The sequence below is a fragment of the Nocardiopsis sp. iso_238 genome, assembly GCF_056173325.1.
In genome coordinates this window covers 5,793,792-5,817,808 of the sequence record NZ_CM149668.1, presented here as the reverse complement: position 1 = coordinate 5,817,808, position 24,017 = coordinate 5,793,792, and the positions used below count along the sequence as shown (strand labels likewise).

The 24,017-nt window shown below is 71.8% G+C and carries 21 protein-coding genes; 4 read left to right on the top strand and 17 right to left on the bottom strand.

Features of this window, described 5'->3' with window-relative positions; translation table 11 throughout:
• Positions 1-235: 235 nt before the first annotated feature.
• The 7 genes from mnhG to AC0VYL_RS26240 form a co-directional block, all read right to left on the bottom strand.
• On the bottom strand, positions 236-574 hold the full coding sequence (gene mnhG / locus AC0VYL_RS26270; RefSeq protein ID WP_475456922.1) for a monovalent cation/H(+) antiporter subunit G: 339 nt from the start codon (positions 572-574) through the stop codon (positions 236-238).
• Positions 571-828 (bottom strand): MrpF/PhaF family protein, encoded by a 258-nt coding sequence (locus AC0VYL_RS26265; RefSeq protein ID WP_475456920.1) that lies wholly within the window; start codon positions 826-828, stop codon positions 571-573. The genes mnhG and AC0VYL_RS26265 overlap by 4 nt, the downstream gene beginning before the upstream one ends.
• On the bottom strand, positions 828-1,205 hold the full coding sequence (locus AC0VYL_RS26260; protein ID WP_475456918.1) for a Na+/H+ antiporter subunit E: 378 nt from the start codon (positions 1,203-1,205) through the stop codon (positions 828-830). Before AC0VYL_RS26260 ends, AC0VYL_RS26265 begins: the two co-directional genes overlap by 1 nt.
• Positions 1,202-2,716, bottom strand: coding sequence for a monovalent cation/H+ antiporter subunit D family protein (locus AC0VYL_RS26255; protein WP_475456916.1), 1,515 nt, complete (start codon positions 2,714-2,716; stop codon positions 1,202-1,204). The genes AC0VYL_RS26260 and AC0VYL_RS26255 overlap by 4 nt, the downstream gene beginning before the upstream one ends.
• Entirely contained in the window at positions 2,713-3,021 is a 309-nt protein-coding gene (locus AC0VYL_RS26250) for a sodium:proton antiporter (RefSeq protein ID WP_475456914.1), read from the bottom strand. The genes AC0VYL_RS26255 and AC0VYL_RS26250 overlap by 4 nt, the downstream gene beginning before the upstream one ends.
• The gene (locus tag AC0VYL_RS26245; protein WP_475481758.1) at positions 3,018-5,885 is read right to left on the bottom strand and encodes a DUF4040 family protein; all 2,868 of its coding nucleotides are present in this window, start codon (positions 5,883-5,885) and stop codon (positions 3,018-3,020) included. The genes AC0VYL_RS26250 and AC0VYL_RS26245 overlap by 4 nt, the downstream gene beginning before the upstream one ends.
• Positions 5,886-6,007: 122 nt before the next feature.
• Entirely contained in the window at positions 6,008-6,178 is a 171-nt protein-coding gene (locus AC0VYL_RS26240; RefSeq protein WP_475456910.1) for a hypothetical protein, read from the bottom strand.
• A 330-nt stretch (positions 6,179-6,508) separates the two neighbouring features.
• Between AC0VYL_RS26240 and AC0VYL_RS26235 the strand changes: the two genes are divergently transcribed.
• The 3 genes from AC0VYL_RS26235 (at position 6,509) to AC0VYL_RS26225 (ending at position 11,844) form a co-directional block, all read left to right on the top strand.
• A complete protein-coding gene (locus tag AC0VYL_RS26235; RefSeq protein WP_475456909.1) occupies positions 6,509-7,384 on the top strand; it encodes an alpha/beta fold hydrolase in 876 nt (291 codons plus the stop codon).
• 39 nt (positions 7,385-7,423) lie between these two features.
• Positions 7,424-9,901, top strand: coding sequence for a PEP/pyruvate-binding domain-containing protein (locus AC0VYL_RS26230; RefSeq protein WP_475481757.1), 2,478 nt, complete (start codon positions 7,424-7,426; stop codon positions 9,899-9,901).
• 134 nt (positions 9,902-10,035) lie between these two features.
• Entirely contained in the window at positions 10,036-11,844 is a 1,809-nt protein-coding gene (locus AC0VYL_RS26225; RefSeq protein ID WP_475481756.1) for an alkyl/aryl-sulfatase, read from the top strand.
• A gap of 84 nt (positions 11,845-11,928) precedes the next feature.
• On the opposite strand, the gene AC0VYL_RS26220 is transcribed toward AC0VYL_RS26225, so the two are convergent.
• The 8 genes from AC0VYL_RS26220 to AC0VYL_RS26185 form a co-directional block, all read right to left on the bottom strand.
• Positions 11,929-13,266 carry an MFS transporter gene (locus AC0VYL_RS26220; protein ID WP_475456903.1) on the bottom strand — a complete coding sequence of 446 codons (1,338 nt, stop codon included), beginning with the start codon at positions 13,264-13,266 and terminating at the stop codon, positions 11,929-11,931.
• Positions 13,267-13,489: 223 nt separating this feature from the next.
• Complete coding sequence (locus AC0VYL_RS26215; RefSeq protein WP_475481755.1) at positions 13,490-14,992, bottom strand: PucR family transcriptional regulator; 1,503 nt, start codon at positions 14,990-14,992, stop codon at positions 13,490-13,492.
• A 97-nt stretch (positions 14,993-15,089) separates the two neighbouring features.
• Positions 15,090-15,998, bottom strand: a complete 909-nt coding sequence (locus AC0VYL_RS26210) for a phosphotransferase (RefSeq protein WP_475481754.1) — start codon at positions 15,996-15,998, stop codon at positions 15,090-15,092.
• Between the two features lie 18 nt (positions 15,999-16,016).
• On the bottom strand, positions 16,017-16,772 hold the full coding sequence (locus tag AC0VYL_RS26205) for an iron ABC transporter ATP-binding protein (RefSeq protein ID WP_475456897.1): 756 nt from the start codon (positions 16,770-16,772) through the stop codon (positions 16,017-16,019).
• Positions 16,769-17,794: an iron chelate uptake ABC transporter family permease subunit gene (locus tag AC0VYL_RS26200; RefSeq protein ID WP_475481753.1), complete on the bottom strand. Its 1,026-nt coding sequence runs from the start codon at positions 17,792-17,794 to the stop codon at positions 16,769-16,771. The genes AC0VYL_RS26205 and AC0VYL_RS26200 overlap by 4 nt, the downstream gene beginning before the upstream one ends.
• Positions 17,787-18,776, bottom strand: a complete 990-nt coding sequence (locus AC0VYL_RS26195) for an ABC transporter permease (protein ID WP_475456893.1) — start codon at positions 18,774-18,776, stop codon at positions 17,787-17,789. The genes AC0VYL_RS26200 and AC0VYL_RS26195 overlap by 8 nt, the downstream gene beginning before the upstream one ends.
• Positions 18,777-18,852: 76 nt before the next feature.
• Complete coding sequence (locus tag AC0VYL_RS26190) at positions 18,853-19,842, bottom strand: siderophore ABC transporter substrate-binding protein (RefSeq protein ID WP_475481752.1); 990 nt, start codon at positions 19,840-19,842, stop codon at positions 18,853-18,855.
• Between the two features lie 137 nt (positions 19,843-19,979).
• Positions 19,980-20,231 (bottom strand): DUF2795 domain-containing protein, encoded by a 252-nt coding sequence (locus tag AC0VYL_RS26185; protein ID WP_475456889.1) that lies wholly within the window; start codon positions 20,229-20,231, stop codon positions 19,980-19,982.
• A gap of 181 nt (positions 20,232-20,412) precedes the next feature.
• Here AC0VYL_RS26185 and AC0VYL_RS26180 point away from each other — a divergent pair, with 181 nt between their 5' ends.
• Positions 20,413-21,993, top strand: coding sequence for an MFS transporter (locus AC0VYL_RS26180; RefSeq protein WP_475481751.1), 1,581 nt, complete (start codon positions 20,413-20,415; stop codon positions 21,991-21,993).
• On the opposite strand, the gene AC0VYL_RS26175 is transcribed toward AC0VYL_RS26180, so the two are convergent.
• Both AC0VYL_RS26175 and AC0VYL_RS26170 read right to left on the bottom strand, forming a co-directional pair.
• Entirely contained in the window at positions 21,990-22,505 is a 516-nt protein-coding gene (locus AC0VYL_RS26175) for a DinB family protein (RefSeq protein ID WP_475456885.1), read from the bottom strand. The two genes, AC0VYL_RS26180 and AC0VYL_RS26175, sit on opposite strands and share 4 nt — an antisense overlap.
• Positions 22,506-22,627: 122 nt before the next feature.
• Positions 22,628-24,001 carry an amidohydrolase family protein gene (locus AC0VYL_RS26170; protein WP_475456883.1) on the bottom strand — a complete coding sequence of 458 codons (1,374 nt, stop codon included), beginning with the start codon at positions 23,999-24,001 and terminating at the stop codon, positions 22,628-22,630.
• Positions 24,002-24,017: the final 16 nt, after the last annotated feature.

Genomic DNA, 24,017 nt, shown 5'->3' with positions numbered 1-24,017 from the left:
TAGCGCTGGGGGTCGTGGCGGACGAACCGGTGCCTGTCGGAGAACGACTGCCAGATGACCGGCTCTGGAACGGCAACGCGGAGAACGCCCGAGAACACGGGCACCGCGATGGCAACCTCACGAACCTAGCACACGGCCTCCGAGCCGACGGGTACCGCGCCCTGTGGGACTGCGCACCATACGACGGAGGGCCCCGCCGTCCGCTCGCGCGGAGGACGGGGCCCTCGGCCGTCGACTAGGAGTCCTTCTCCGTGGCGGCCAGGTCGTCGAACCTCGTGTTCTCGGTGGGTCGCACCCCGGTCAGGTAGCCGGCCCGGGCGATGGCGTTGCCGCCGACCGCCGCCGTGGCCAGCTGGATGAGCAGGGCCAGGCCGATCTTGACCGCGTTCTCCACGGACGGGTAGTGCAGGAGCAGACCGAGCAGCACCAGCGCCGTCCCGAGTCCGCCCGCGATCCCCACCCCGCTGAGCCGGGCGTAGAAGTCCTGGAGGCGGAGCAGACCGACCGCCCCGACCAGGAACACCAGGCCGCCGGCGACCATGCAGGCCACCCCGGCGACGTCCAGCGGGTTCATCGCTTACCTCCGGTGATCAGGCGGGCCAGGGACAGGGCGGCGAGGAAGCCGGTCAGCGCGCACACCAGGACGATGTCCACGACCAGCTCGGTGTCCAGCCGGAAGCCGAGCATGGCGACCAGCCCGACGAAGCCGAAGAAGATGATGTCCGAGGCGGCGCCCCGGTCGGCGGCCGAGGGGCCGGTCAGGATGCGGTAGGCGGCGATGGCCATGGCCAGCACGATCGCGGCCAGGCCGATGTCGATGAGCTGCATCAGTTCCGTTCCCCCTCAACAGGGACGCTCTCCGGCGGGCCCGCCGGGCGGGTGACTCCCAGGACGCGGTCCTCCATGGCGTGGATCTCCTGCTGGAAGGACGCGCGGTCCTCCACGTACAGCCCGTGCACCCACAGGGTGGCGGGTGAGCGGCGCACGGCCACCGTGACCGTTCCCGGTGTCAGGGAGATCAGGTTGGCCAGCAGGGTGAACTCCAGGTCGGTCCGGCAGCGCACCGGGACCTCCACGAAGGCCGGGGTCGCGGAACTGCCCGGGGTGACGATGTCCCACATCACCTGGAGGGAGGTCTTCACGATCTCGGCGCCCGCGTAGAAGGGGAACCAGAGCACTCGCGGTGCCCACATCGGGTGGATCATCGTCCCAGCACCGCCTCGACGTATCCGGAAGTGTCCATGAGCCCGTTCGCGGCCTGTGCGCTGAGGTCGAGCAGGACCTGGGCGCCCAGACCGATGCCCAGGGTCGTGGCTGTCAGGATCAGGCCCGGCACGATCAGCGCCGTCCGGATCCTCGGTGTGGTGCGGGTCGCGGTGGCGACCGCACCGTTGGGGTCGGCCGAGACGGGGGAGACGTCCTCGTCCGGGGCCTTGCCCCAGAACACGCCGCCCCAGATCTTCAGCATCGACATGAGGGTGATCAGGCTGACCGCGATCATCACCGCCATGGCGGTCCACTGGGCGTCATCCACGGCCGCCACGACCAGGGTGAGCTTGGCGACGAACCCGGAGAACGGCGGCAGTCCGGCCAGGGACAGGGCCGCGCCCATGAACACCAGGGCCAGCAGCGGCTCCCGCTTGGCGATGCCGCCGAGCCGGTCCAGCGCGCCGGTTCCGTAGGTGTGCTCGATCGCGCCCGTCGACAGGAAGAGCGACGCCTTCACGATCATGTGGTGGATCAGGTAGAAGATGCCCGCCATGAGCCCGAGCTCGGTGAACAGGGCGACCCCGAGCAGGATGTACCCGATCTGGCTGATCATGTGGAACACCAGGATCGAGCGGGTGGTGCCCTCACCGACCGCGCCCATCACGCCGATGAGCATGGTGAGGGTGAAGGCCACGACGCCGATCCACAGGAACTTGGCGTCCCCGTCGAAGACCAGCGCGTACAGGCGGTAGATCGCGTAGATCGCCACCTTGGTGTGCAGGCCGGAGAACAGGGCGGTGATCGCCGGGGAGGCGGCCGGGTAGGTGCGGGCCAGCCAGCCGTGCACCGGGACGACCGCGGCCTTGATCGACAGGGCGAGGATGACCACGCCCATGCCGACCGCGACCATCGGGTCGTCCTTCGCGGCCCCGGCCAGCTCGCCCATGTGCACGGTTCCGGCGGCGGCGTAGACCAGCGCCACACCCGCGAGGAAGATCGTGGACGTGAGCAGGTTGACCGTGACGTAGATCCGTCCGGCGCGCAGCCTGCCCATGGCACCGAGCATCGCCAGCAGACCGTACGACGGCAGCAGCATGACCTCGATGAACACGAACATGTTGAAGATGTCGCCGGTGAGCAGCGCACCGGACACACCGGCCGCCAGCACCAGGACCAGCGGGGAGAAGAACGACCGCCGGTCGTCCCCGGTGGCCATCGCGAACGCCGAGCACACCAGTGCCAGGAGCGAGGTGGTCCACAGCATGAGCGCGCTGAAGACGTCGGCCACGAACGGGATGGCGACCCCGTTCTGCCACAGGCCCACGTTGTGGGCGAACACGGCGCCGTCGCGGGTGAGCCAGACGAGACCCGAGGCGCCGAGCAGCGACACCGCGGTGGGCAGGAGCAGCAGGGTCCGGCGCAGCCACAGGGGCCCGCGCAGGACGATCAGCAGTCCGGCGCCGACCAGCGGCACCGCGACGAAGAGAGGCAGCAGCGCCGCGTTCATGAGGCGTCCTCGGTGTCGTCGTCGCTGCCGGAGGCGGCGAGGGTGAGCATGTAGATCGCGATGGAGAAGGCGATCACGATCGCGGTGAGCACGAACGCCTGGGGCAGCGGGTCGGCGGCCGTCGGCGCGGTGCCGAACTGGAGCAGGGGCAGGTCACGGCGGAAGATGCCGCCCGCCGACATGATCAGCAGGTTCACGGCGTGGCCCACCAGGATGAGGCCCAGGACGATACGCACCATGCCGCGCTGGAGCATCAGGTAGACGCCTCCGGCGACCATGACGCCGATGGTGATGGCGAGGGTCATCGCTTGCCTCCCGTGGTGGAGCCGTCCAGGTCGTGTGCGTCGGTGTCCGGGGACACCCCCGTGTCGGACCCGGGCGGGGCCGAACCGTCGGAGCCAGGGCTGCCGCGTTCGAGCCCCAGCTCGTTGAGCGCGGTGAGCAGGACGCCCACGACCGCCAGGTAGACGCCGATGTCGAAGACGAACGCCGTCGTGAAGTGGAAGTAGTCGCCCCAGGCCAGCGGGATCTCCGCGTGCAGCGGCTTGAGGAACGAGCCCTCCAGGTAGCCCAGGAACCCGGAGAACGCGGCCACCAGCACACCGGTGCCGATGATCGCGGGATAGGCCAGGCGGATACGCGCCGCCTTGTCGCTGGCCGCCGAGAGGTAGGTCAGCGCGAAGCCCGCACCGCCGACGAGACCGGCGATGAACCCGCCGCCGGGTTCGTTGTGGCCGCGGAACAGCAGGTACAGCGACCAGATGACCAGGAGCGGCATCAGGAAGCGGCCGACCGTGCGCATCAGCACCGTGTTGTCGGCGGGGTCGTGCGCGGCGTTGGTCGGGCCCACGACCACCTGGCGCGAGGAGTGCACCGGGAGCAGGTCGCTGGACCGGATCACCGCGATGATGATCAGGCCCGCCACACCGAGGACGGTGAGCTCGCCCAGGGTGTCCAGGGCTCGGTAGTCGACCAGGATCGTGTTGACCACGTTGGTGCCGCCGGTGTCCTCCGGGGCGTTGGCCAGGAGGTAGTCGGCCACGGGCGAGAGCTCGCGCCGACCGGTGAGGGCGTAGGCGCCCAGACCGGCGGCCAGACCGGCGCCGATCGCGATCGCGGCGGTCAGGACGGTGCGGCGGCGCCGGACGCTGTGGAAGCGGCGCGGCAGGCGGCGCAGCACCAGCACCGCGACGACCACGGTCAGGATCTCCACCAGCAGCTGGGTGAGGGCCACGTCGAAGGCGCCCAGGAAGAACAGCCACAGGGCGACGGTGAACCCGGCCACGCCGACCAGGGCCAGACCCGCCATCCGGGAGCGGGTGACCACGGCGGCTCCGACGGCCACCACCATCAGGCCCACGAGGAGCCAGTCCAGGCCCAGTGAGGTCTGCCCGGCCGGTGGCGGCAGGTCCAGGCGGAACACCACGGCGACCAGGGCCAGCGCGATGATCAGCACCATCGGCACACCCAGGTGGAAGGCGGGGGAGTCGGTGCGGGTGAGGTCGCCGGTGCGCCTGCCCACCCGGATGACGCCGTCGTACAGGGCCTCGAAGACCCGCACACCGGTCACCGGTACGAGGTCGCGTCCGGCCAGTGCCTCACCGGAACGGCTCCGCCAGGACAGCAGGGCGCCCAGGCCGATCGCCAGCGCGGACATGCCGAGGGCGGCGTTGACCCCGTGCCACAGCAGCAGGTGCGCGTCGGCCGCCTGGTGGGTGGCGTTCAGGGCCACCTCGTTGACCAGCGGGTCCAGGGCCGGGACGGTCAGACCGAGCAGCACACCGCCCAGGGACGCGAGGATCGCCGGGAACCAGAAGCTGGAGCGCGCCTCTGTCGCGGCGCGCTCCTGGGAGTCGCCCCTCGGCTCACCCCCGAACGCCCCGTACACGAACCGGAAGGAGTACGCGAAGGTGAACGCTGCCGCGGCGACCGCGACGGCTCCGGCCACCGGGCCGAACCACGCCGGGCCGGGTGCGTGCAGCAGCGACTCGAAGAGGTTCTCCTTGCTGATGAACCCGAGCAGCGGCGGGATGCCCGCCATGGAGAGCGCGGACAGGGCGGCGACGGTCGCGGTGACCGGCATCCGCCGACGCAGGCCGCCCAGCTGGCGCAGGTCACGGGTGCCGGTCTGGATGTCGACCAGGCCGACCACCATGAACAGCGCCGACTTGAACAGGGCGTGCGCCACGGTGTGGACCGCGGCCGCGACCAGGGCGGCGGGGGTGCCCACACCGATCACCGCCACCAGGAAGCCGAGCTGGCTGACGGTGGAGAAGGCGGCGAGCCTCTTGAGGTCGTGCTGTTGCAGGGCGAAGACCGCGCCGATGACGGCGGTGGTCAGACCCAGGGTGATCAGCAGCGTGTTCCACACCATCAGGTCACCGAAGGCGGGCGTGAAGCGCATGGCCAGGTAGATCCCGGCCTTCACCATCGCCGCCGCGTGCAGGTAGGCGCTGACGGGCGTGCTCGCCGCCATGGCGTCCGGCAGCCAGTAGTGGAACGGGAACTGCGCCGACTTCGTGAACACGGCGACGGCGACCAGGACGGCCACCAGCGACGCGAACCCGGTGTCCTGGGTCCAGGAGGTGTCCGCCAGGATCGCGCTCAGCTGGGTGGTGCCGGTGCGCACGATGAGCAGCACGACCGCCGCGAGCAGCGCGAGGCCGCCCATGGCGGTGAGCAGGAACGTGCGGATCGCCGGGCGGCTGGCCGACACCCCGGACAGGCCGATCAGGTAGAAGGACGCGATCGTGGTGAGCTCCCAGAACACGAAGAGCAGCACCACGTCGTCGGCCAGGACCAGGCCCGTCATCGCCAGGGCGAAGAGGGACATCAGGAAGTAGAAGCCGAGGCGGCGGCCGGGCGGGAAGTACCGGGTCGAGTACGCCATGATCAGCGCGCCGATGCCGGTCACCAGCATGGTGAACAGCCAGCCGAGGCCGTCCATGCGCAGGTGGAGGGAGACCCCGATCTGGGGCATCCAGGGCCGGGAGAACTCCAGCGGGACCCCGGCGCCCAGCACCTGCGGGGCCTGGGCGGCCACGAGCACGGTGAGGCCGAGGAACACGGCGGCGACGGGCCAGCCCGCGTTACGTCCCAGCAGTCTGTCCAGTAAGGGTGTGCTCGCCACGGTCAGTGCGAGCACGATCATCAGAAGCAGCAGCACCACGCCACTGTCCTTTCACGGCGTTGTGCCGCGCGACGGAGGCATGGCGGGCCCAGGGGGCGACCGGTGCGGTACGCGCGGCGACACGGATGGGGAGCGGTTCGGAACGCGTCGGAGGGACGCGGTCAGCCGGGTCCCGGCGGGCAGGAACTGAGTTCGCCGTGCGCGTTGGTGCCCCACGAGGTGGTGTAACCGTTGGTGCCGTGCGGGCGGGGGTTCCCGACCGGGAGCTTGTGGCGCTCACCGAAGCGGCTTCTGCGCAGCGCGCGCGAAGGAATCGCGCTGGTCCTCGTCATTACGGTGTGCTCCGGACATGGGTCGTAGGGACGCCGACCAGTCTTCCCGGCACACCATTGGCGCGTGTGGCGCCGCGCCCATGTTCGTCGATGGTGCCGCATATGTCCAGTTCCGGCCATGTTTCACCAGGGACAGACGGTGCCGACGAGCTCGGAGCGCTCCGGTCAATATAGCCCCTGAACAGGTACTATGCCCAGGGCTGTCGAATCGGAGGTCGAAGCCCCGCCCACGGTTGGCCGGACCGGGGGAACGCGCGTAGAGTGCCGGTCAGGTGTGCCGGGAAGACTGGTCGGCGAAGCGCTCATCCCTACCCGAAACCAGGTGCGCCCATGCCGGAGACCACTCCCCACGGAGCTCGTGTCTACCGTTCCGAACTCGCGGAGCGGACCGTCCGAGGATGGTGCAGGGAGCGGCTCGACGAGTACCCCGACCTGGTCTTCCTGCCGGAGATCGCCACGTCGATCGGCCCCACCCGCGCCTTCCGGATGCCCGGTGGGCCCGGAACCCCCGTGGTCGTGCTCAGCGGCACCAACTTCAACAGCGCGCTCAGCGCCTCACCCGCCTCCGACATGACGGAGGAACGGGACGTCTACCTCGTGGACCTGCCCGGGCAGCCCGGGCTCAGCTGCGGCGTGCGCCCCCGGGGACACCGCGCCGAGGCGTACGGCAGATGGTTCGACGAGGTGCTGCCCGAACTGGTGGACCGCCCGGCGGTGGTGCTCGGCCACTCCCTGGGCGCGGCGGTCGCCCTGGCCTCGAAGCCCCGTGACCTGGTCAAGGGGATGGTCCTGGTGAACCCGGCCGGGCTCACCAACGCGGCGACCCCGCCCGAGCTGATGCGGGTGACCCTGCCCTGGATGATCGGTCCGCGCGACGACAAGAGCACGAGGCTGCTCAACTTCATGAGCGGACCCGACTTCCGCCGCCCCCTCCACCCGTTCGCGGCGTGGATGACGATGGTCGGCAGGTACTGCCGCACCAGCCTCGCGCCGGGGCCGCTCCCCACCGAGTCCCTGCTGGCCTGGCAGCAGCGGAACGTCACCGTGGCCACCGGTTCGGACGACGTGTTCTTCTCCCCGGCCCGCCTGCACGGCCCGGCCCGCCGGTTCCTGGACACCGATCTGCACGTGCTGGAGAAGGCCGGTCACCTGGCCCCCTACGAGTTCCCCGAGCAGGTCCGCGAACTGGTCCGCCGGGCCGCCTGACCCGGGTGGAACCGTCCCGGTTCGGGGAAGACTCACCGCATGGGATTACGGAACCACATCGTCGGACTGGACGAGATCCGCCGTGACATGGGGACACTCGTGGGAGGCAAGGCGGCCAACCTCGGCGAGATGGCCGCCGCCGGGGAGCGGGTCCCCGCCGGATTCTGCGTGACCACCGCCGCGTACGCGTCCGGCACGGTCCCCGCCGAGCAGGTCACCCGCGCCTACGAGGCACGGGGCGGGGGCAGGGTCGCGGTGCGCTCCAGCGCGACCGCCGAGGACCTGCCCGACGCCAGCTTCGCCGGACAGCAGGACACCTACCTCGACGTCGAGGGCGCGGACGCCGTCGTGGACGCGGTCCGCCGCTGCTGGGCCTCCCTCGACAACGAACGGGCCGTCGCCTACCGCCGGGCCAACGGGATCGACCGGGCCGACGTGGGCATGGCGGTGGTCGTGCAGCGCATGGTGGACTCCGCCACCGCCGGGGTCATGTTCACCGCCGACCCGCTCACCGGCACCCGTACCCGCACCGTGGTGGACGCGGTGCGCGGTTCGGGCACCGCGGTCGTGGACGGCTCGGTCGAACCCGACCACTACACGGTCGACGACGGGCACGGCCCGAACGAGGACGGGGGCTGCCTCACCCGGGCCCAGGTCGTCGAGCTGGCCGCGACCGGGCGGCGCCTCCAGACGCTCTTCGGCTCCCCGCAGGACGTCGAGTGGTCCCACGACCGCGACGGCACCCTGTGGCTGCTCCAGTCCCGCCCCGTCACCACCCTCTTCCCGCTGCCCCCGCAGGGCCTTCCCGACCTGCCCCGCTTCTACATGGAGACCGGGCACATGCAGGGCATGCTCCGCCCCTTCACCCCGCTCGGCCTCTCCCTGCTCCAGCAGGTGTGGACCCGCTGGTGGTCGGGGGCCGGGGGCGCCGCCGGGACCGTCGACCCCGACCCCGACCCCCTGATGGTCGGCGTCGGTGGTCGGCTGTACGCCGACCTGTCCCCCCTCCTGAGGAGCGCTCCGCTCCGGCGGAGGGTGGCCCGGGGCATGGACGTGTACGGACCCCGGGTGCGCGCGGCGGTGGAGCACGTGCTCGACGACCCGCGCTTCGCCCCCCGCCCCGGACTGCCGTTCTCCGCGTCCACGGGGCTCAGGGTCGCCGCCACCCTCCTGCCCGCCGCCGTGCTCGGCGTCGGGTACGCCCTGGCCCGGCCCCGCGCGGCCCGGGACCGCGCCCACGCCGCCGTGGCCCGTCTGCGCACCCTGCGCGGCCCGGGAGCCGGGACGAGCCCGGCACGACGGTGGGACTGGATCCACGGACCGGCCTTCGACGCGATGCTCGGCCGGGACCTCATGGCGGTGATCGGCCCGGTCTTCGCCGGGATCGTCACCGGCACGGCCCCGGCGGCCCTGCTCGGCGGCGTCGCCACGAAGGCGGAGACCGACACCGTCCTGGGCGGTCTGGCGCACAACGTCACCACAGAGATGGACCTGGCCCTGTGGCGGGTCGCCGAACGGGCCCGCACCCATGGAGACCTGTTCACCGGCACGCCCCCGGAGGAGCTCTCCGCCCGGTACCTGCGCGGAGAGTTGCCCGACATCGGCTTGGACGCGTTCCTGGACGCCTACGGGCACCGGGCCGCCGCCGAGGTGGACATCGGTGTCCCGCGATGGCGCGAGGACCCCGCGCCCGTGTTCGGGACGGTCGCCAACTACCTCCGGCTCAAGGACCCCGACCAGGCGCCGGACCGCAGGTTCGAGCGGGCCCGGGCCGTCGCCGAGACCAAGCTCGCGGAGCTCGGTTCCCGGGCCGTGCGGAGCCGCCCGGTGCGCGGGACGATCGCCGTCTTCCTCATGCGCCGCTCCCGTGAACTCGCGGGCATGCGCGAGTACGCCAAGTTCGCCTGGCTGGTGCCGTTCGCGGAGATACGCCGCCAACTGCTCCTGGTCGGGGAGGACCTGGCGGACGAGGGACTGCTGGCCGGGGCCGACGACGTCTTCTTCCTGCGTGTGGACGAGGTCCGAGCGGCCGTGGAGGGCGCAGACCAGCGGGAGCTCGTGGCCGGGCGCCGCCGCGTCCACGGACGGGAGCTGCGCCGCCGCACGGTGCCGGGGACCCTCCTGACCGACGGCACCGACGTGGAGGCCACGCTTCCCGCTCCGGCCTCGGAGCGGGGCGGGCTGCCGGGGATGCCGGCCGCGCCGGGCCGGGCCGAGGGGCGTGCCCGCGTGGTCCTCGACCCGGTCGGCGCCCGGATCGAACCCGGCGAGATCCTCGTGGCCCCCACCACCGACCCGGGCTGGACCCCGCTGTTCATGACCGCCGCAGGGCTGGTCTCCGAGACCGGTTCACCGATCGCGCACGGCCCCACGGTCGCCCGCGAGTACGGGATACCGGCGGTGATCTGCGTCCGGAACGCCACCACCGTGATCCGCACCGGGGACCTGCTGCGGGTCGACGGCGCCACGGGGACGGTCGTCGTGGTCGACGGGACGGCGGACCCCGGCGCGGGGTGAGGGACCCGACCGCGTCGGTACCGGAAGATGACGTGGAGTTGGCGCGGCGCCGGGGGTCCGTTAGGGGACCGGTGCCGACCATGGAGGTCGGGCCGGTCGGCCCGACGCACGAGCGCTCAGACGGAGGGACGGCCATGACAGAGCCCGGCTACGAGGACGGGACGGACTTCGAGGACGCCGACCGGGGGTTCGTCGGCGCGCTGGTCCCCGGGGTGGTGCGCGACGACCGGGGCCGGGTGGTGTGGGACGGTGACGCCTTCGGGTTCCTGGAGGGCGAACGCCCCGACTCCGTCCATCCGAGCCTGTGGCGCCAGGCCCGGCTGTGCGCCCGGCAGGGCCTGTACGAGGTCACCGAGGGCGTCTACCAGGTCCGGGGCCTGGACCTGTCGAACATGACGCTGATCGAGGGCGAACGCGGTGTGGTGGTCGTCGACCCGCTCGTCTCGGCGGAGACCGCCGCGGCCGCCCTGACCCTGTACCGGGAGCACCGGGGCGAGCGGCCCGTGACGGGACTGCTCTACACGCACTCGCACCTCGACCACTTCGGCGGCGCCCTCGGGGTGATCGACCCGGAGCGGGACGACGTGCCCATCCTCGCGCCCGAGGGTTTCCTGGAGCACTCCGTGGTGGAGAACGTGTACGCGGGCCCCGCCATGCTGCGGCGCGGCATGTACTACTCGGGCGCCAACCTGGGGGTCGGGCCCGACGGGGCCGTCGGCATGGGGCTGGGGGCGGCGGTCTCCACGGGCACGCCCAGCCTGGTGCCGCCCACTGTGGACGTCACCCGCACCGGCCAGGAGGAGGTGGTGGACGGGGTCCGGTTCGTCTTCCAGATGACGCCCGGGACCGAGGCGCCCTCGGAGATGAACTTCCTGCTGCCCGACCACAGGGCCCTGTGCATGGCGGAGAACGCCACCCACACCATGCACAACATCCTCACCCTGCGCGGCGCGGTGGTGCGCGACGCCCGTGTGTGGTCCCGCTACCTCAACGAGGCCGTCCAGCTGTACGCGGACCGGGCGGACGTGCTGTTCGCCTCCCACCACTGGCCGACCTGGGGCCACGACCGGATCGTGGGATACCTGTCCGAGCAGCGCGACCTGTACGCGTTCATGCACGACCAGACCCTGCGCCTGCTCAACCGGGGACTCACCGGCCCGGAGATCGCGGAGGAACTGCGGTTGCCGGAGGGGCTGGAACGGGCCTGGAGCACCCGTGGCTACTACGGTTCGCTCTCCCACAACGTGAAGGCGATCTACCAGCGCTACCTGGGCTGGTACGACGGCAACCCCGCCTCGCTCTGGGAGCACCCGCCGGTGGAGAGCGCCCGCCGGTACGTGGACACCATCGGGGGCACGGACACCGTGGTGGCCAGGGCCCGCGCGTACGCGGACGACGGGGACCCGCGGTTCGCCGCCCAGCTGCTGCGGCACGCGGTGTTCGCGGACCCGTCGCACACCGGGGCGAGGGAGCTCCTGGCCTCGGTGTTCCAGCGGCTCGGGGAGGGCGCCGAGAACGCGACCTGGCGCAACTGCTACCTGACCGGCGCGAGCGAGCTGCGCGAGGGCGTGGTGCACACCGGCCTCGGGTCGTCGAGCATGGCCGCCATGCTCACCGTCACCCAGCTCTTCGACACGGTCTCCATCCGGGTGGACGGCCACCGTGCCGCCGCGCTGTCCGTGGTCATCGACTGGACCCTGACCGACCTGGGGGAGTCGTACCGGACCCGGGTGTCCAACGGGGTCTTCGTCCACTGGCCCACCGAGGGGGAGGGCGACGGGGACGCGGACCTGACCCTGCGCCTGACCAAACCCCGGCTCCTGGCCCTGCTCGCGCACGGGGACACGGAGGGGATCGACCACGACGGGGACCTGGACGCGGTCCGGCGGGTCATGGAGGTGCTGGACCGGCCCGACCCCGACTTCGCGATCGTCACCCCCTGACCTCCTCGGGCCACGCGAGGACACCCGGACACGACGTTCCGGGGGAGGGCGGCGCCGGTCCGGGCCGCCCTCCCCCGTGTGCGGTCAGACCCCGGAGTCGGTCGTACGGGCCAGGTGGCGGTCCTCCACGTCCGAGATCCGGTGGGCGAAGGACACCGCGACGATCGAGACCACGGCGGTGAGGCTCAGGTACACGGCGATCGGCACCCACGAGTCGTCGAACCGGGACAGCAGCCAGGTCGCGATCAGCGGCGCGGTGCCGCCCGCGAGCGCCGCGCCGATCTGGTAGCCGAGGGTCACCCCCGTGTAGCGCACGCGCGTGGAGAAGATCTCCGAGCTCAGGGTGCCGATGGTGGCGGTCACGGGCGCCCACAGGACACCCAGGCCGATCACGGTGGCCAGGATCAGCATGAGGTTGCTGCCGGTCCCCAGCATCAGGAAGTACGGGGCGGTGAACAGGCCCAGGGCGGCGGCGCCGACCAGGTAGACGCGCTGGCGGCCGAACGTGTCGGAGAGCCGTCCCGCGAGCGGGATGCACACGGTCGCCACGACCGCGCCGATGGTCACCGCGTTGAGCGCGGTCGTGTTGTCGAAGCTCAGGGTCCCGGTCGCGTAGCTGACCACGAAGGTGCCGAAGACGTAGAAGGGCGCGGTCTCCACGATCTTCGCGCCCACGGCGACGAGCACCGCCCGCCAGTGGTGGCGGAAGGTCTCCGCGACGGGCAGCTTGGCGACGTTCCCCTCCTCCTTGGCCTGGCGGAAGGTGGGGGTCTCGTCGATCCCGGAACGGATCCACAGACCCAGCAGCACCAGGAGGACGCTGGCCACGAACGGGACCCGCCAGCCCCAGGTCTCGAACTGGTCGTCCGGCATCAGCGACATGAGGGTCAGCGCGAGGCTGGCCAGCAGCATCCCGGAGGTGATGCCCATCTGCGGCACGGATCCGAAGAAGCCGCGACGGTTCTCCGGGGCGTACTCGTAGGCGAGCAGCAGCGCCCCGCCCCACTCCCCGCCGATGCCCAGGCCCTGCACGATCCGCAGGAACACCAGGAGGACCGGCGCGAGGATCCCGATGCTGTCGTAGGTGGGCAGCAGCCCGATGAGCATCGTCGCGCCGCCCATGAGCGACAGCGTGATGATCAGCGTCTTCTTCCGGCCGATCCGGTCACCGATGTGCGAGAACAGGACGCCGCCGAGCGGTCGGATGAAGAACGTCAGCGAGAAGGTCAGGTACGACAGCATCAACGAGACGAGCGGGTCGTCCGAGGGGAAGAAGAGCTTGTTGAAGACGAGGGCGGCGGCCGTGCCGTAGAGGAAGAAGTCGAACCACTCGATCGTGCTTCCGGTCAGACTGGCCACCAGGACCTTGGCCCTGGGTGGGCGGGCCTGCGCGTCGGACGCGCTCGTGCTCTCGGGACTCATGGACGGGGCTCCAGACGGGGACGGGTTCCACGGGCGGAAGGCAGAGCCCGTGAGTACGGCCTGGAGCCTAGGAGCGGGTGGCGCCCGTCACCGTTGTCCGAACCGACGACAAGCCGGGCGGGGCGGTGTCGGCCGCGACAACGCGGCCTCGCACGGGGATCACCGCAGGTCGGCCGTGATCTCGGGGAGACCTGAGGGCGGCCGGACCGCGACCCGTCGCCGGTCACACCCGCAGGCTGACCGACGCCAGGAGCCGCTGGTCGGCGTCGTCCAGGTCGAGCCCGGTGAGCGCGCAGATCCGCCGGATGCGGTGGCGGAGGGTGTTGGGGTGGACGTGCAGACCGGTCGCCGCACTGGTCACGTCACCGAAGGCGTCCAGGTAGGCCGCGAGGGACCTGCGCTGCTCGTCGTCGAGGGAGTCCAACCGCTCGTCGCGCAGGTGGGGGCGCTCCGCGAGGTACTCGACCACCTCACGCAGCACCACCGAGGAACGCGTCTCCTCGTAGTCGGCGACCAGCCGGTCGGGGTCGTCCGCGATGACCTCCAGGACCCGGCTCGCGTGCTTCTTCAGCGCGGGCACCCCGCGCATCCGGGGCGCCACCCCCGCCACGGAGCCCTGCACCGGGGTGCCGTGGTGCTGGCGCAGCATCCCCACCAGCTCCCGGACCCACGCGAGCGGCGCCTGCCCGGAGGGCGTGGGCAGCAGGACGTAGAGGAGGCCGCAGGCCGGGATGACCAGCGCGTTCCTGCGGTAGGCCGCCGCGTACACCGAGACCACCTCGGCGGCCTGGTGCAGCCGCCACGGCTGGTCCACCTCCTCCTCCCGCAGGGCCAGGGCGATCACCGAGACAGGAGTGGCGGGGTCCACGCCCAGGTGCCGGGCGAGCGCGTCGGTGTCGAAGGCGCCGGTCAGCAGCCCCATGGACAGTTCTCCGGTGTCGTGGCCGGTGGCGCGGGCCCCGCTGTTCACGCGTGACACGTGGACGGCGGCCAGGCGAGCCGCGCCCCGGAGCACCTGGTCGCTGGTGGGAGACAGGGGACGGTCGGCCTGCTGCACCCAGATGCTCCCGAGGGGCCGCTCCCCGGCCCGGATGCCCACCACCCTCCTGCGGGAGGCGCCGAGGTCGGGGCGTTCCGCGACCTCGACGACCTCACCGGCGCGGATGCGCTCGTCCACGCCCCACGCGCGCAGGTGCGCGATGAAGGACGCCGGGCAGTCGCGGCCGAGGATGGTCTGCTGGCGCAGCTCGTCGGCGCCCTCGTGGGAGGCCGAGTAGGCCAGCACCCGGTTCGCGCCGTCCTCGATGCTGACGATCCCGCCGGTCAGCGTCGCGACGGTCTGGGCGAGGGAGAACAGGTCCCGGTGCCGGTCCTCGGGGTCGAAGGAGTCCAGCGCGGTCCGGGCGAGGGCCGCGAACTCCGCGGCGGCCAGGGCGGGGTCCACGGAGAGTACGGCGAGGTCGAGGTCGCGCAGCCCGTCGTCGGGCGTCCCGGGTACGGCGACGGCGCTCGCCCCGCCCCGCACGGCCCGCCGGGCGAGCGTGACGGCCTCGGCGCCACCGGCCGGGGCGACGACCAGGGACCCCGGGGGCACCGGGTCGTCGGGGTGGGCCACCACCACGGAGTGCACCAGGGCGTCCAGCCCCCGGGGCGCCGAGACCAGTCCGTGGACCGGGCCCTCCAACGCCTCCATCAGGGACTTCACGGTCGGTCCTGGTCTGCTCACGATCATCACCTGTCGGGTCCGGGTGGGTTTCGGACCATTGTGCGCCTCCGCCGGACCTGGTCTGACCAGGCCCCCGCCCGGATCGGGCCCGGTCGGCCTACGCGTCCAGCAGCTGGGTGACCGTGTGCTCCCCGATGGCACCCAGCAGCGGGTGCTCCGGGGCGCTGGCGCACAGCAGGGTGGAGTACAGGAGCGCCCAGGCGCGGGCGCGGTCCCAGGTGGGGGAGTCGATCCCCCGGCGGCGGTCCAGGCGGGCGCGCAGACGGGCGCGGTCCTCGGGGCCGAAGGCCAGCCAGGCGGCGGCGAGGTCCGAGGCGGGGTCGCCGGAGGTGAGGTCACCGAAGTCCAGGACCGCGACGAGGTCGAGGCGGCCCCGCTCACGGGTGCGGTCGACCGAGCCGACCAGGAGGTTGGCGGGGTGCGGGTCCCCGTGCAGCCAGAGCGCCGGACCGGCCCACTCGGGGGTCGGGAGCAGCTCCTCCCACAGGGCGAGCAGTTCCGGGGCGCGCGGGTCGGGGCTGGCGGCCAGGCGTTCGCGCACCCGGGCGTCGCGCTCGCGCAGGGGCACCCCCCGGACCGGGTTGCGGGGAGCGTCGACCGGAGCGGGCACGTGCAGCCGGGACAGGAACAGAGCGAGGGGTTCGACCAGGTCGGAGCGTTCGTCCACCGGGACCTCGGCGGCGGTGCGGCCCTTGAACCACGGGACGACCGACCAGTGCCAGGGGTAGCCGTGCCCGGGTCGGCCCACCCGCACGGGCACCGGGACGGGGACGCCCACGCGCCCGGCGATCCCGGGCAGCCAGCGCTGTTCGTTCAGGACCAGCGCGGCGGCCGCCGCCCGCCGAGGCATGCGCACGCACAGGTGCTCGCCCAGGCTGAGGAGGGTGTTGTCCCAACCGTGGGAGACGGGGGCGACCGGCAGATCCGCGAGGTCGGGGTGCTGCTCCCGCAGGAGCCGGCGGACGAGGTCGGGGGTGACGGTCACTTCGGCCGGAGGGGTGCTCACCACCCCAGTATCCCGGGATCAGTAGTAGACGGCGAGCGGTCCGTTCGGGCCGTCGACGACGGTCACCGGGGTGTCGAACACCCGGGTGAGGACGTCGTCGGTCATGATCTCCGCCGGGGTGCCGAACTCGACGACCGCCCCGTCCTTGACCGCGCAGATGTGGTCCGCGTAGTGGCCCGCGAAGTTGATGTCGTGCAGCACGATCACGATCGTCCGGTCGAGCTCGGCCGCGGCCCGGCTCAGGTGCTTCATCATCTGCACCGAGTGGCGCATGTCGAGGTTGTTCAGCGGCTCGTCGAGCAGCACGTACTCGGTGTCCTGGCACAGCACCATCGCCACGTACGCGCGCTGGCGCTGGCCGCCCGACAGCTGGTCGAGGTAGCGGCCCTCCAGCTCGGTGAGGTCCAGGAAGTCGATCGCGCGGCTGACCACCTCCTCGTCGGCCACCGTCAGCCGCCCCCTGGAGTGGGGGAAGCGGCCGAAGGCGACGAGCTGGCGTACCGTCAGCCGGGTGATGAAGTGGTTCTCCTGGCGCAGCACCGAGACGACCTTGGCCAGGTCCTTGGAGGGCGTCCTCGCGACGTCGTACCCGGCGATCTCGATGGTGCCGGCGTCGAGGCCGAGCAGCCGCCCCACCATGGTGAGGAGGGTGGACTTCCCGGCGCCGTTCGGGCCGACCAGGGCGGTCACACCGCCCCGGGGGATCTCCAGGTCCACGGGGCCGATCGTGACCTCGCCGCCGTAGTCCTTGCGCACGCCTTCGAGGGTGATCACAGCCGACCCTTTCTGAGGATGACGAACAGGAACACCAGGCCGCCGACGAACTCGATGATGATCGAGACCACCCCGTTGGCGTAGAAGACGTTCCGCATGACGAAGTAGGCGCCGCTGAGCACGACGAAGCAGGTCAGCGCGGCGACCGGGAACACGTACCGGTGGTCGTACGTGTCGGCGAACTGGTAGGCCAGGGTCGCGACGAGGAAGCCGAGGAAGGTCATCGGGCCCACGAGGGCGGTGGAGACCGCCATGAGCACCGACACCAGGAAGAGCACCCGCATGGTCTCGCGCCGGTGGTTCAGGCCCAGCCCGGTGCAGGCGTCCCGGCCCAGCGCCACGATGTTCAGGCGCCGCGAACCCAGCACCAGCAGGGTCGCGGCCACCAGGCACAGCGGGATCGCCACGGGCAGGTACGAGGCGTCGGCGTTGGAGACGTTGCCGAACAGCCGCGCGGCCAGCACGTCGAACTCGCTGGGGGTGAGCAGGCGCTGCATGAACGTGGAGACCGACGCGAGGCCGCCGCCGATGATGATGCCGATGAGCAGCATCACCTGGAGGTTGCCGTAGCGGCCGGACAGCAGCCAGCCGTACAGCAGCATGGCGAACCCGACCATCAGCGCGATCTGGAGCAGGAACTGCGGGAGGCCCGCGACGGCGAGGACGCCCGCGACGCCCAGGAAGTACACCGCCGAGGTCTGGACGGCGACGTAGAGCGCCTCGAACCCCATGATCGACGGGGTGATGATGCGGTTGTTGGTCACGGTCTGGAAGCTCACCGTGGCGATGGCCTGGCAGATCGCCACCACGGCCATGACCACCACGTTGGTGGCCCGCAGCTCCGCGATGCGCCAGAACCCGTCCGAGCCCACCGGCATCGGGTTGTCCCAGGCCAGCAGTCCGAAGGCGAAGCCGACCGTGAGGACCACGAGGACCGAGACGACGATCCGGTAGCGGAGGCGGGCGCGCGGTGTGGGCAGGGTCCGGGAGGTCCGCGCCCGGGGAACGGTCGACTCAGCCACGGCGGCGCTGCCTCAACAGGAGAAGGATGAACACCACGGCGCCGACGACGCCGAGGATGAGGGACACGGGAACCTCGAAGGGCATGACGATGGTCCGGCCGACCAGGTCGCACACCGTGACGATGCCGACTCCGAGCAGGCACACCCACGGCAGGTTCCCGCGCAGGTCGTCGCCACGGAACATCGAGACGATGTTGGGGACGATGAGCCCGAGGAACGGCAGGTTGCCCACCACCACGGTCACCACGCCGGTCGCCACCGCGATGAGGGTGGTGCCGAGCAGGATGACCCGGTTGTAGTTCAGGCCGACGTTGGTGGAGACCTCCTCGCCCAGACCGGCGACGGTGAACCGGTCCGCGACGACGAACACCGCGACGGCCACGACGGCCACGATCCACAGCGGTTCGTACTGTCCGCGCAGGACCGAGGTGAAACTGCCCGCGAACCACACGCCGAGGTTCTGGAGCATGTCGGTCTGGAGCGCGACGAAGGTCGACACCGAACTGACGACGGCACCGAGCATGATGCCCACGATCGGGACGATCAGGGAGGAGCGCAGGGTGACGCGGCGCAGGAAGAGGAAGAACACCATCGTGCCGACGAACGCCGCGAGGATCGCCCCGGCCATGCGGGTGCCGATGCTCGCGCCCGGCATCAGGATCATCACCGTGAGCAGGCCGAGGCCCGCCCACTCGGTGGTCCCGGTGGTGGTCGGCTCGACGAAGCGGTTCTGGGTCAGCAGCTGCATGACCAGTCCGGACATGGCCATGGCGGCGCCCGCGAGGACGAGGGCGACGGTGCGCGGGATCCGGGTGATCGCGAACATCTCGCCGCCGTCGTCGGCGCCTCGGATGTCGTACACACCGGTGGCCAGGGACAGCGCGAGGAGGGCGCCCACGACGGCGACGCCGATGAGCAGCTTCCAGTCGAACAGCCGCCCCTTGTGCCGGGTGCGCGACGGGGACGGGGTCGCGGGTGTCACGTCCGGGCACCCCCGGTGCGGGGGCACGCGCCGACGTACCCGGTGGCGTCGGCGCGTGCTCCGGGGTCGAGCGTGATCAAGCCCGGGCCTCCAGGGCGTCCGCGAACGCGTTGAAGAACTCGGTGTAGGTCTGGATGCCCTCGTTGGTGTAGGTGTCCACGGGCATGTGGACGATCTGCTCGTCCTTCACGGCGGACACGCCGGAGAGCGCCTCGGAGCTCGACAGGATGTTCTCGGCGGTCTCGTACCCGGCCTCGTCGGCGGCGACGGCGGCGTCGCGGTCCATCACGAGGATCCAGTCGGGGTTGGAGTCGGCGATGGCCTCGACGGAGATGTCGTCGCCCTGGTGGTCGTCGCTGGCGCCGTCGACCTCCAGTGCGGGGGTGAGTCCGAGGATGTCGAAGGCCGGGCCGAGGGTGCGGCCGACGCTGGGAGCCAGGTAGCCGATCTCGCCGCCGGAGGTGGTGACGGCCATGACGGTCAGGTCCTCGTCGTAGGCCGCCTGGACGCGCTCGACGGCGGCGTCGAAGTCGTCCGTGAGCTGGGCGGCCTCGTCCTGCTTGTCGAAGACCTCGCCGAGCACGGTGACCTGGCGCTTGAGCTCGGCGTCGAAGGGCTCGCCCTCGCGCGGGTCGAGGTCCAGGACGGCGGCGTCGGGGACCAGGGAGGTGATGTCGTCCTGGTACTGGGTGAAGCGCTGGCCGTTGACGACGAGGTCCGGCTCGGCGGCGACGATCGCTTCGAGGTCGGGCTCGTTGTGCGTGCCGATGTCGATGATCGAGTCGTCCTGCGTGTAGCCGATGGTGTCGGGCATGAGCGACACGGCGGCGGCTGACAGCTCGACGTCCCAGTCGGAGAGGGTCTCGAAGGTCCGGTTGTCGAGGGCGACCACGGACGCGGCGGGGGAGTTCACCGTCTGCGTGCCGTTGTTGTCCTCGATCTCGACCGTGGCGCCCCCGGCGGAGGAGTCGTCGGTGTCCGGGGTCTCGTTGGAGCAGCCCGCGATGACCAGGGACGACGCGAGAATGAGTGAGAGCGCCGTGACGGGACGGCCGGGGGACTTCATGGTGGTTCTCCTCCAGGTCTAGGGATGAAGGAGAGCCTAACCTAACCTTTATTTTGGAATGTACTCGGGTGTCCCTTTTGAGAGGTTGACCTCAGTCTTACGCGCCCGTGACCTGCGTTTTCCCGGAGGGGCGGGGTCTAGCGCTGGCCGCGCTCCCGGGACCGCGCGGACTCGGTGTGTGAGTCCGGTTCGCGCTCGGGCAGCGGTACGGCGGCCAGGATCTCCTTGGCCTCGTTGTACTCGGCGTTCGGCATGGCCCGCAGGGCGCTCACCATCTCCTCGTCGGCGCCCGCGTCCAGGGCCGCCGCGACCGCCTCGTCCCGGGTCAGGGGAAACCCGAGCCCGTCCAGGACGTTCCGGAGTCCGTCGAGACCGCGTTCGACACCCATTGTTCGTCCCCCCGAGACCGCCGTGCCCCCTCGGGGTGCGCGGCTACCCTGACCTGCTCGGACACAGGTGGGACTACCCGGCGGCGCGGGGCCTCAACCGTGGGCGGCGGCGAGCGGGGTTGAGCTGAACAATGGTTGAGGTTCTAGGGTCGGCCACACGGCACCGAACCTGGAGGACACCGTGACCACCGAAGCCCCCCGACGCGCGACCTGGCGGGACTGGACGGCGCTCGCCGTGATGACGCTCCCCCTGCTGATGGCCGCCACGGACATGTCCGTGCTGTTCATGGCGCTGCCCTCGATCGCCGCCGACCTCGCCCCGGGCAGCACCCAGATGCTGTGGGTCCTGCACGCGGGGGAGTTCGTCGGGGTGAGCCTGGCCCTCACCATGGGCTGGCTGGGCCGCCGGGTCGGGCGCCGCCGCCTGCTCATGGCCGGTGTGGCCGTCTACGGGCTCGCCTCCCTGGTCGCGGCCTTCGCGCCCACCCCCGAGGTCCTCATCGCGATGCGCGCCCTCATGGGGACGGCGGCGGCCACGATGTCACCGAGCATCTTCGGACTGCTCCGGGTGGTCTTCACCGACGCCCGACAGTTCTCCGTGGCCGTCGCGGTGGTCATGAGCTCGTTCTCCGGCGGGATGGCCCTGGGGCCGCCGCTCGGCGGAGCGCTCCTCGAACACTTCTCCTGGGGCGCCGTCTTCCTGATCAACGTGCCGGTCGCCGCGCTCCTGCTGCTGGCCACGCCCCTGCTCCCCGGGGGCCGTGAGCGGGTGGAGGGGAGCGTGGACCTGCCCAGCGTCGCGCTGTCCATGGGCGCGATCATCAGCGTGGTCTTCGGACTCCAGGAGATCGCGGACCGGAGCGCCTCCGGATCCGACACCGCCGTGTGGCCCCACCTGCTCCCGGTCGCGGCCGGACTGGTGCTCGGCGCGCTGTTCGTCCGCAGGCAGCTGCGCCTGCCCGAACCCCTCATGGACGTGCGCCTGTTCGCGACCCCCGCCTTCACGGTCTCCCTCGGCGCCCTGCTGCTGATGCTCCTGGGCTACGGAGCGGCGGACATGCTGCTGGTCCAGTACCTCCAGACCGCCCTCGGCCTGTCACCCGCCGAGACCGGCGCGCTGATGGTCGTGCCCGCGCTGGCCTCCATCGCGGGCGGTCTGGGCGCGCCCGTGCTGACCCGCTGGATGCGGCCCTCCGTCGCCATGGGAGGCGGCCTGCTCGTGGCCTCCGTCGCGGGTGCGGCCCTCGCGCTCATGGTGGGCCGGGTCGGCGTCGCCGCCCTGGTGGCGGCGGCCACCGTCATGGCCCTGGCGCTCGGACCGCTCTTCACCCTCGGCGTGAACCTCATCGTGGTGAGCGCCCCGGTCAGCAGGGCCGGGTCGGCGGCGGCGATGTCCGACGTGTCGGGCGGTCTCGGCGGAGCGCTCAGCATGGCCCTCCTGGGCAGCATGGCGGCTGTCGTCTACCGGCGCGGTCTCGACGGCGCCGGTCCGGACGGGGTTCCCGGACCCGCGCTGGAGGCGGCCGGTGAGAGCGTCGGCGGTGCCGTGGGGGTGGCCGAGGGCCTTCCCGCGGACCAGGCGCAGCAGCTCCTGGAGGCGGCCTTCGGGGCCTTCACCACGGCGGTGCAGACCGGCTACGGCTTCGGCGCGGCCCTGCTCGCCCCGACCGGGCTGGCCGTGCTGTGGCTGCTGCGCCGTACCCGGCTCGACGCCTCCGAGGACGTCCCGGAGAAGAGGGAGAAGGCCCCGGACCCGGCCTAGGGCCGCGAGGCGGCGCGGATCAGGCGGAGCTGACCCACCTCGGAGACGTTCTTCATCAGCTCGCTGTTGACCCACGCGGCGGTGTGCGCGTTGGTCTTGCCCTCCGCGCCCTGCCAGGGGAACGAGGCGGGCCGGTCCAGGTCCATCTCGGACAGAGCGTCGATCCAATCCAGCCCCATCCCGCGCAGCCAGTCCGCGGCGCCCTCCTCGCCCGGCCACCGGATCTCGGCGCGGTCCTGCGGGGTGCGTCCCAGGGTGTGGTCGAGGGTGACCGTCCACCACCAGCCGATGTGCCAGGTCAGCCAGGCGATGGTGGGTACCGGTACGGGGTCCGGCTCGCTGTCGGCCCAGTCCGGGGTCCACATGCCGCCGGGCCCGCGGCGCAGCGTCCAGCAGAGTTCGGCGGGTTCCCAGAGGTAGTCCTCCGGCTCCAGGCGCTCCAGGTGGTACTCGAAGAGCGCCCAGGTCAGGTCGTACTGGTCGCGTAGAAGGTCGCGGCGGTAGTCAGGCATGCGCCCAACCTGTCACACCCGTCACCGGGCGCACACTCCTTTTCCCGCCCTCCGTCAACCCGGGAGTCGTTCCGGGTACGGGGGCGGTCGGGGACCGGTCCGCCGGGGTCCCCGACCCCGGGTCATCCCTCGGCGGCGGCGGTCTCGACCCCGGCCAGCAGGCTCGCGCGCTCCTCGGGGCCGATGTGGCGCCCCCGGATCACCACGGCGTGGATCCGCGTGGTGTTGCGGATGTCCGCCAGCGGGTCGGCGTCCAGGACCAGCAGGTCCGCGACCCTCCCCGGCTCGACCGTGCCCGACCACGACTCGCGCCCGAGGAACCGCGCCGGTTCGACGGTGGCCGTCTGGAGGGCGCGCAGGGGGGAGAGCCCGGCCCCCACCATCAGCTCCAGCTCCTCGTGCAGTCCGAACCCCGGGAGGACGCCCGGGGTCTGCGGGTCGGTCCCGGCGAGCAGGCGGACCCCGGCGTCGTCCATCGCGGCGACGGCGGCCCGGCGCAGCTCGAACAGCACACGGCGCCGCGCCGACTCCTCCGTGCCGCGGCCCTTCAGGTACATCGACTCCAGCACGTACTCCCACATGGTGGTGGTGTCCGGCGGCATGTACCGCAGGCGGGGATCGGTCAGCCGCACCCGCTCGGGCAGGTCCAGGGCCTGGTGCATGGCGAGGGTGGGGCAGTAGGCGACCTCGTTGGCGGCCATCCGCGCGAACACGGAGGCCGACTCGGCCGGGCCCTGGGTGTGGGCCGCCTCCCACTCGACCTCGGTGACCTGGTGGAACCAGCTGGAGTAGTAGGTGTCGGGTTCGAGGCGGATCCGGGCCATCGCGGCCTCCATCGCCTCCGGGTTCCGCGAGAGCGAGGGCCAGAGACCGTGGACGTGCTCGAAGGAGCGCTGCCCCGACTCGATCTGCTCCACGAGGGGCACGTGGTCGGAGCGGTGCCCGGCCACGGGGAGGTCGAGTCTTCGGGCCTCGTCGATGATCGCGTGGTAGCACTCGGCGTCGAGCCGGGAGTACACCTTGACGAAGTCGGCCCCCGCGTCCCGGGACTCGTGGACCGCGCGCCTCGCCTCCCGGGCGTTGGCGACGACGGTCGGCGGCTCCGGGTTGGGGGCGTCGTCCCAGAGCGAGGGCGCGCCGTCGATCAGGTTCCCGGCCATGGTCCAGCGCGGCCCGAGCAGGTCGCCCGCCTCCACACGGTCGCGGAGCCGCCGCAGCTCGTCGGAGCCCCACATCTCCCGCACGGCGGTGACGCCGTTGAGGACGTACAGGGCGGGGATGACCCGGTCGGCGCCGTTGCTGTGGGTGTGCGCGTCGGTGAGGCCGGGGAGCAGGTACCGGCCGGTGAGGTCCACGACCTCGGCCCCCTCGGGGACCGGGGTCACGGACGTGGGGGCGACGGTCGTGATCACGCCGTCCCGGACCAGCACGGTGTGGTCGCGGAGCGGCGGGGCCCCGGTCGCGTCGATGACGGTGGCGTGGGTGTAGGCCCTCATGGGCGCTCCTGTGGGG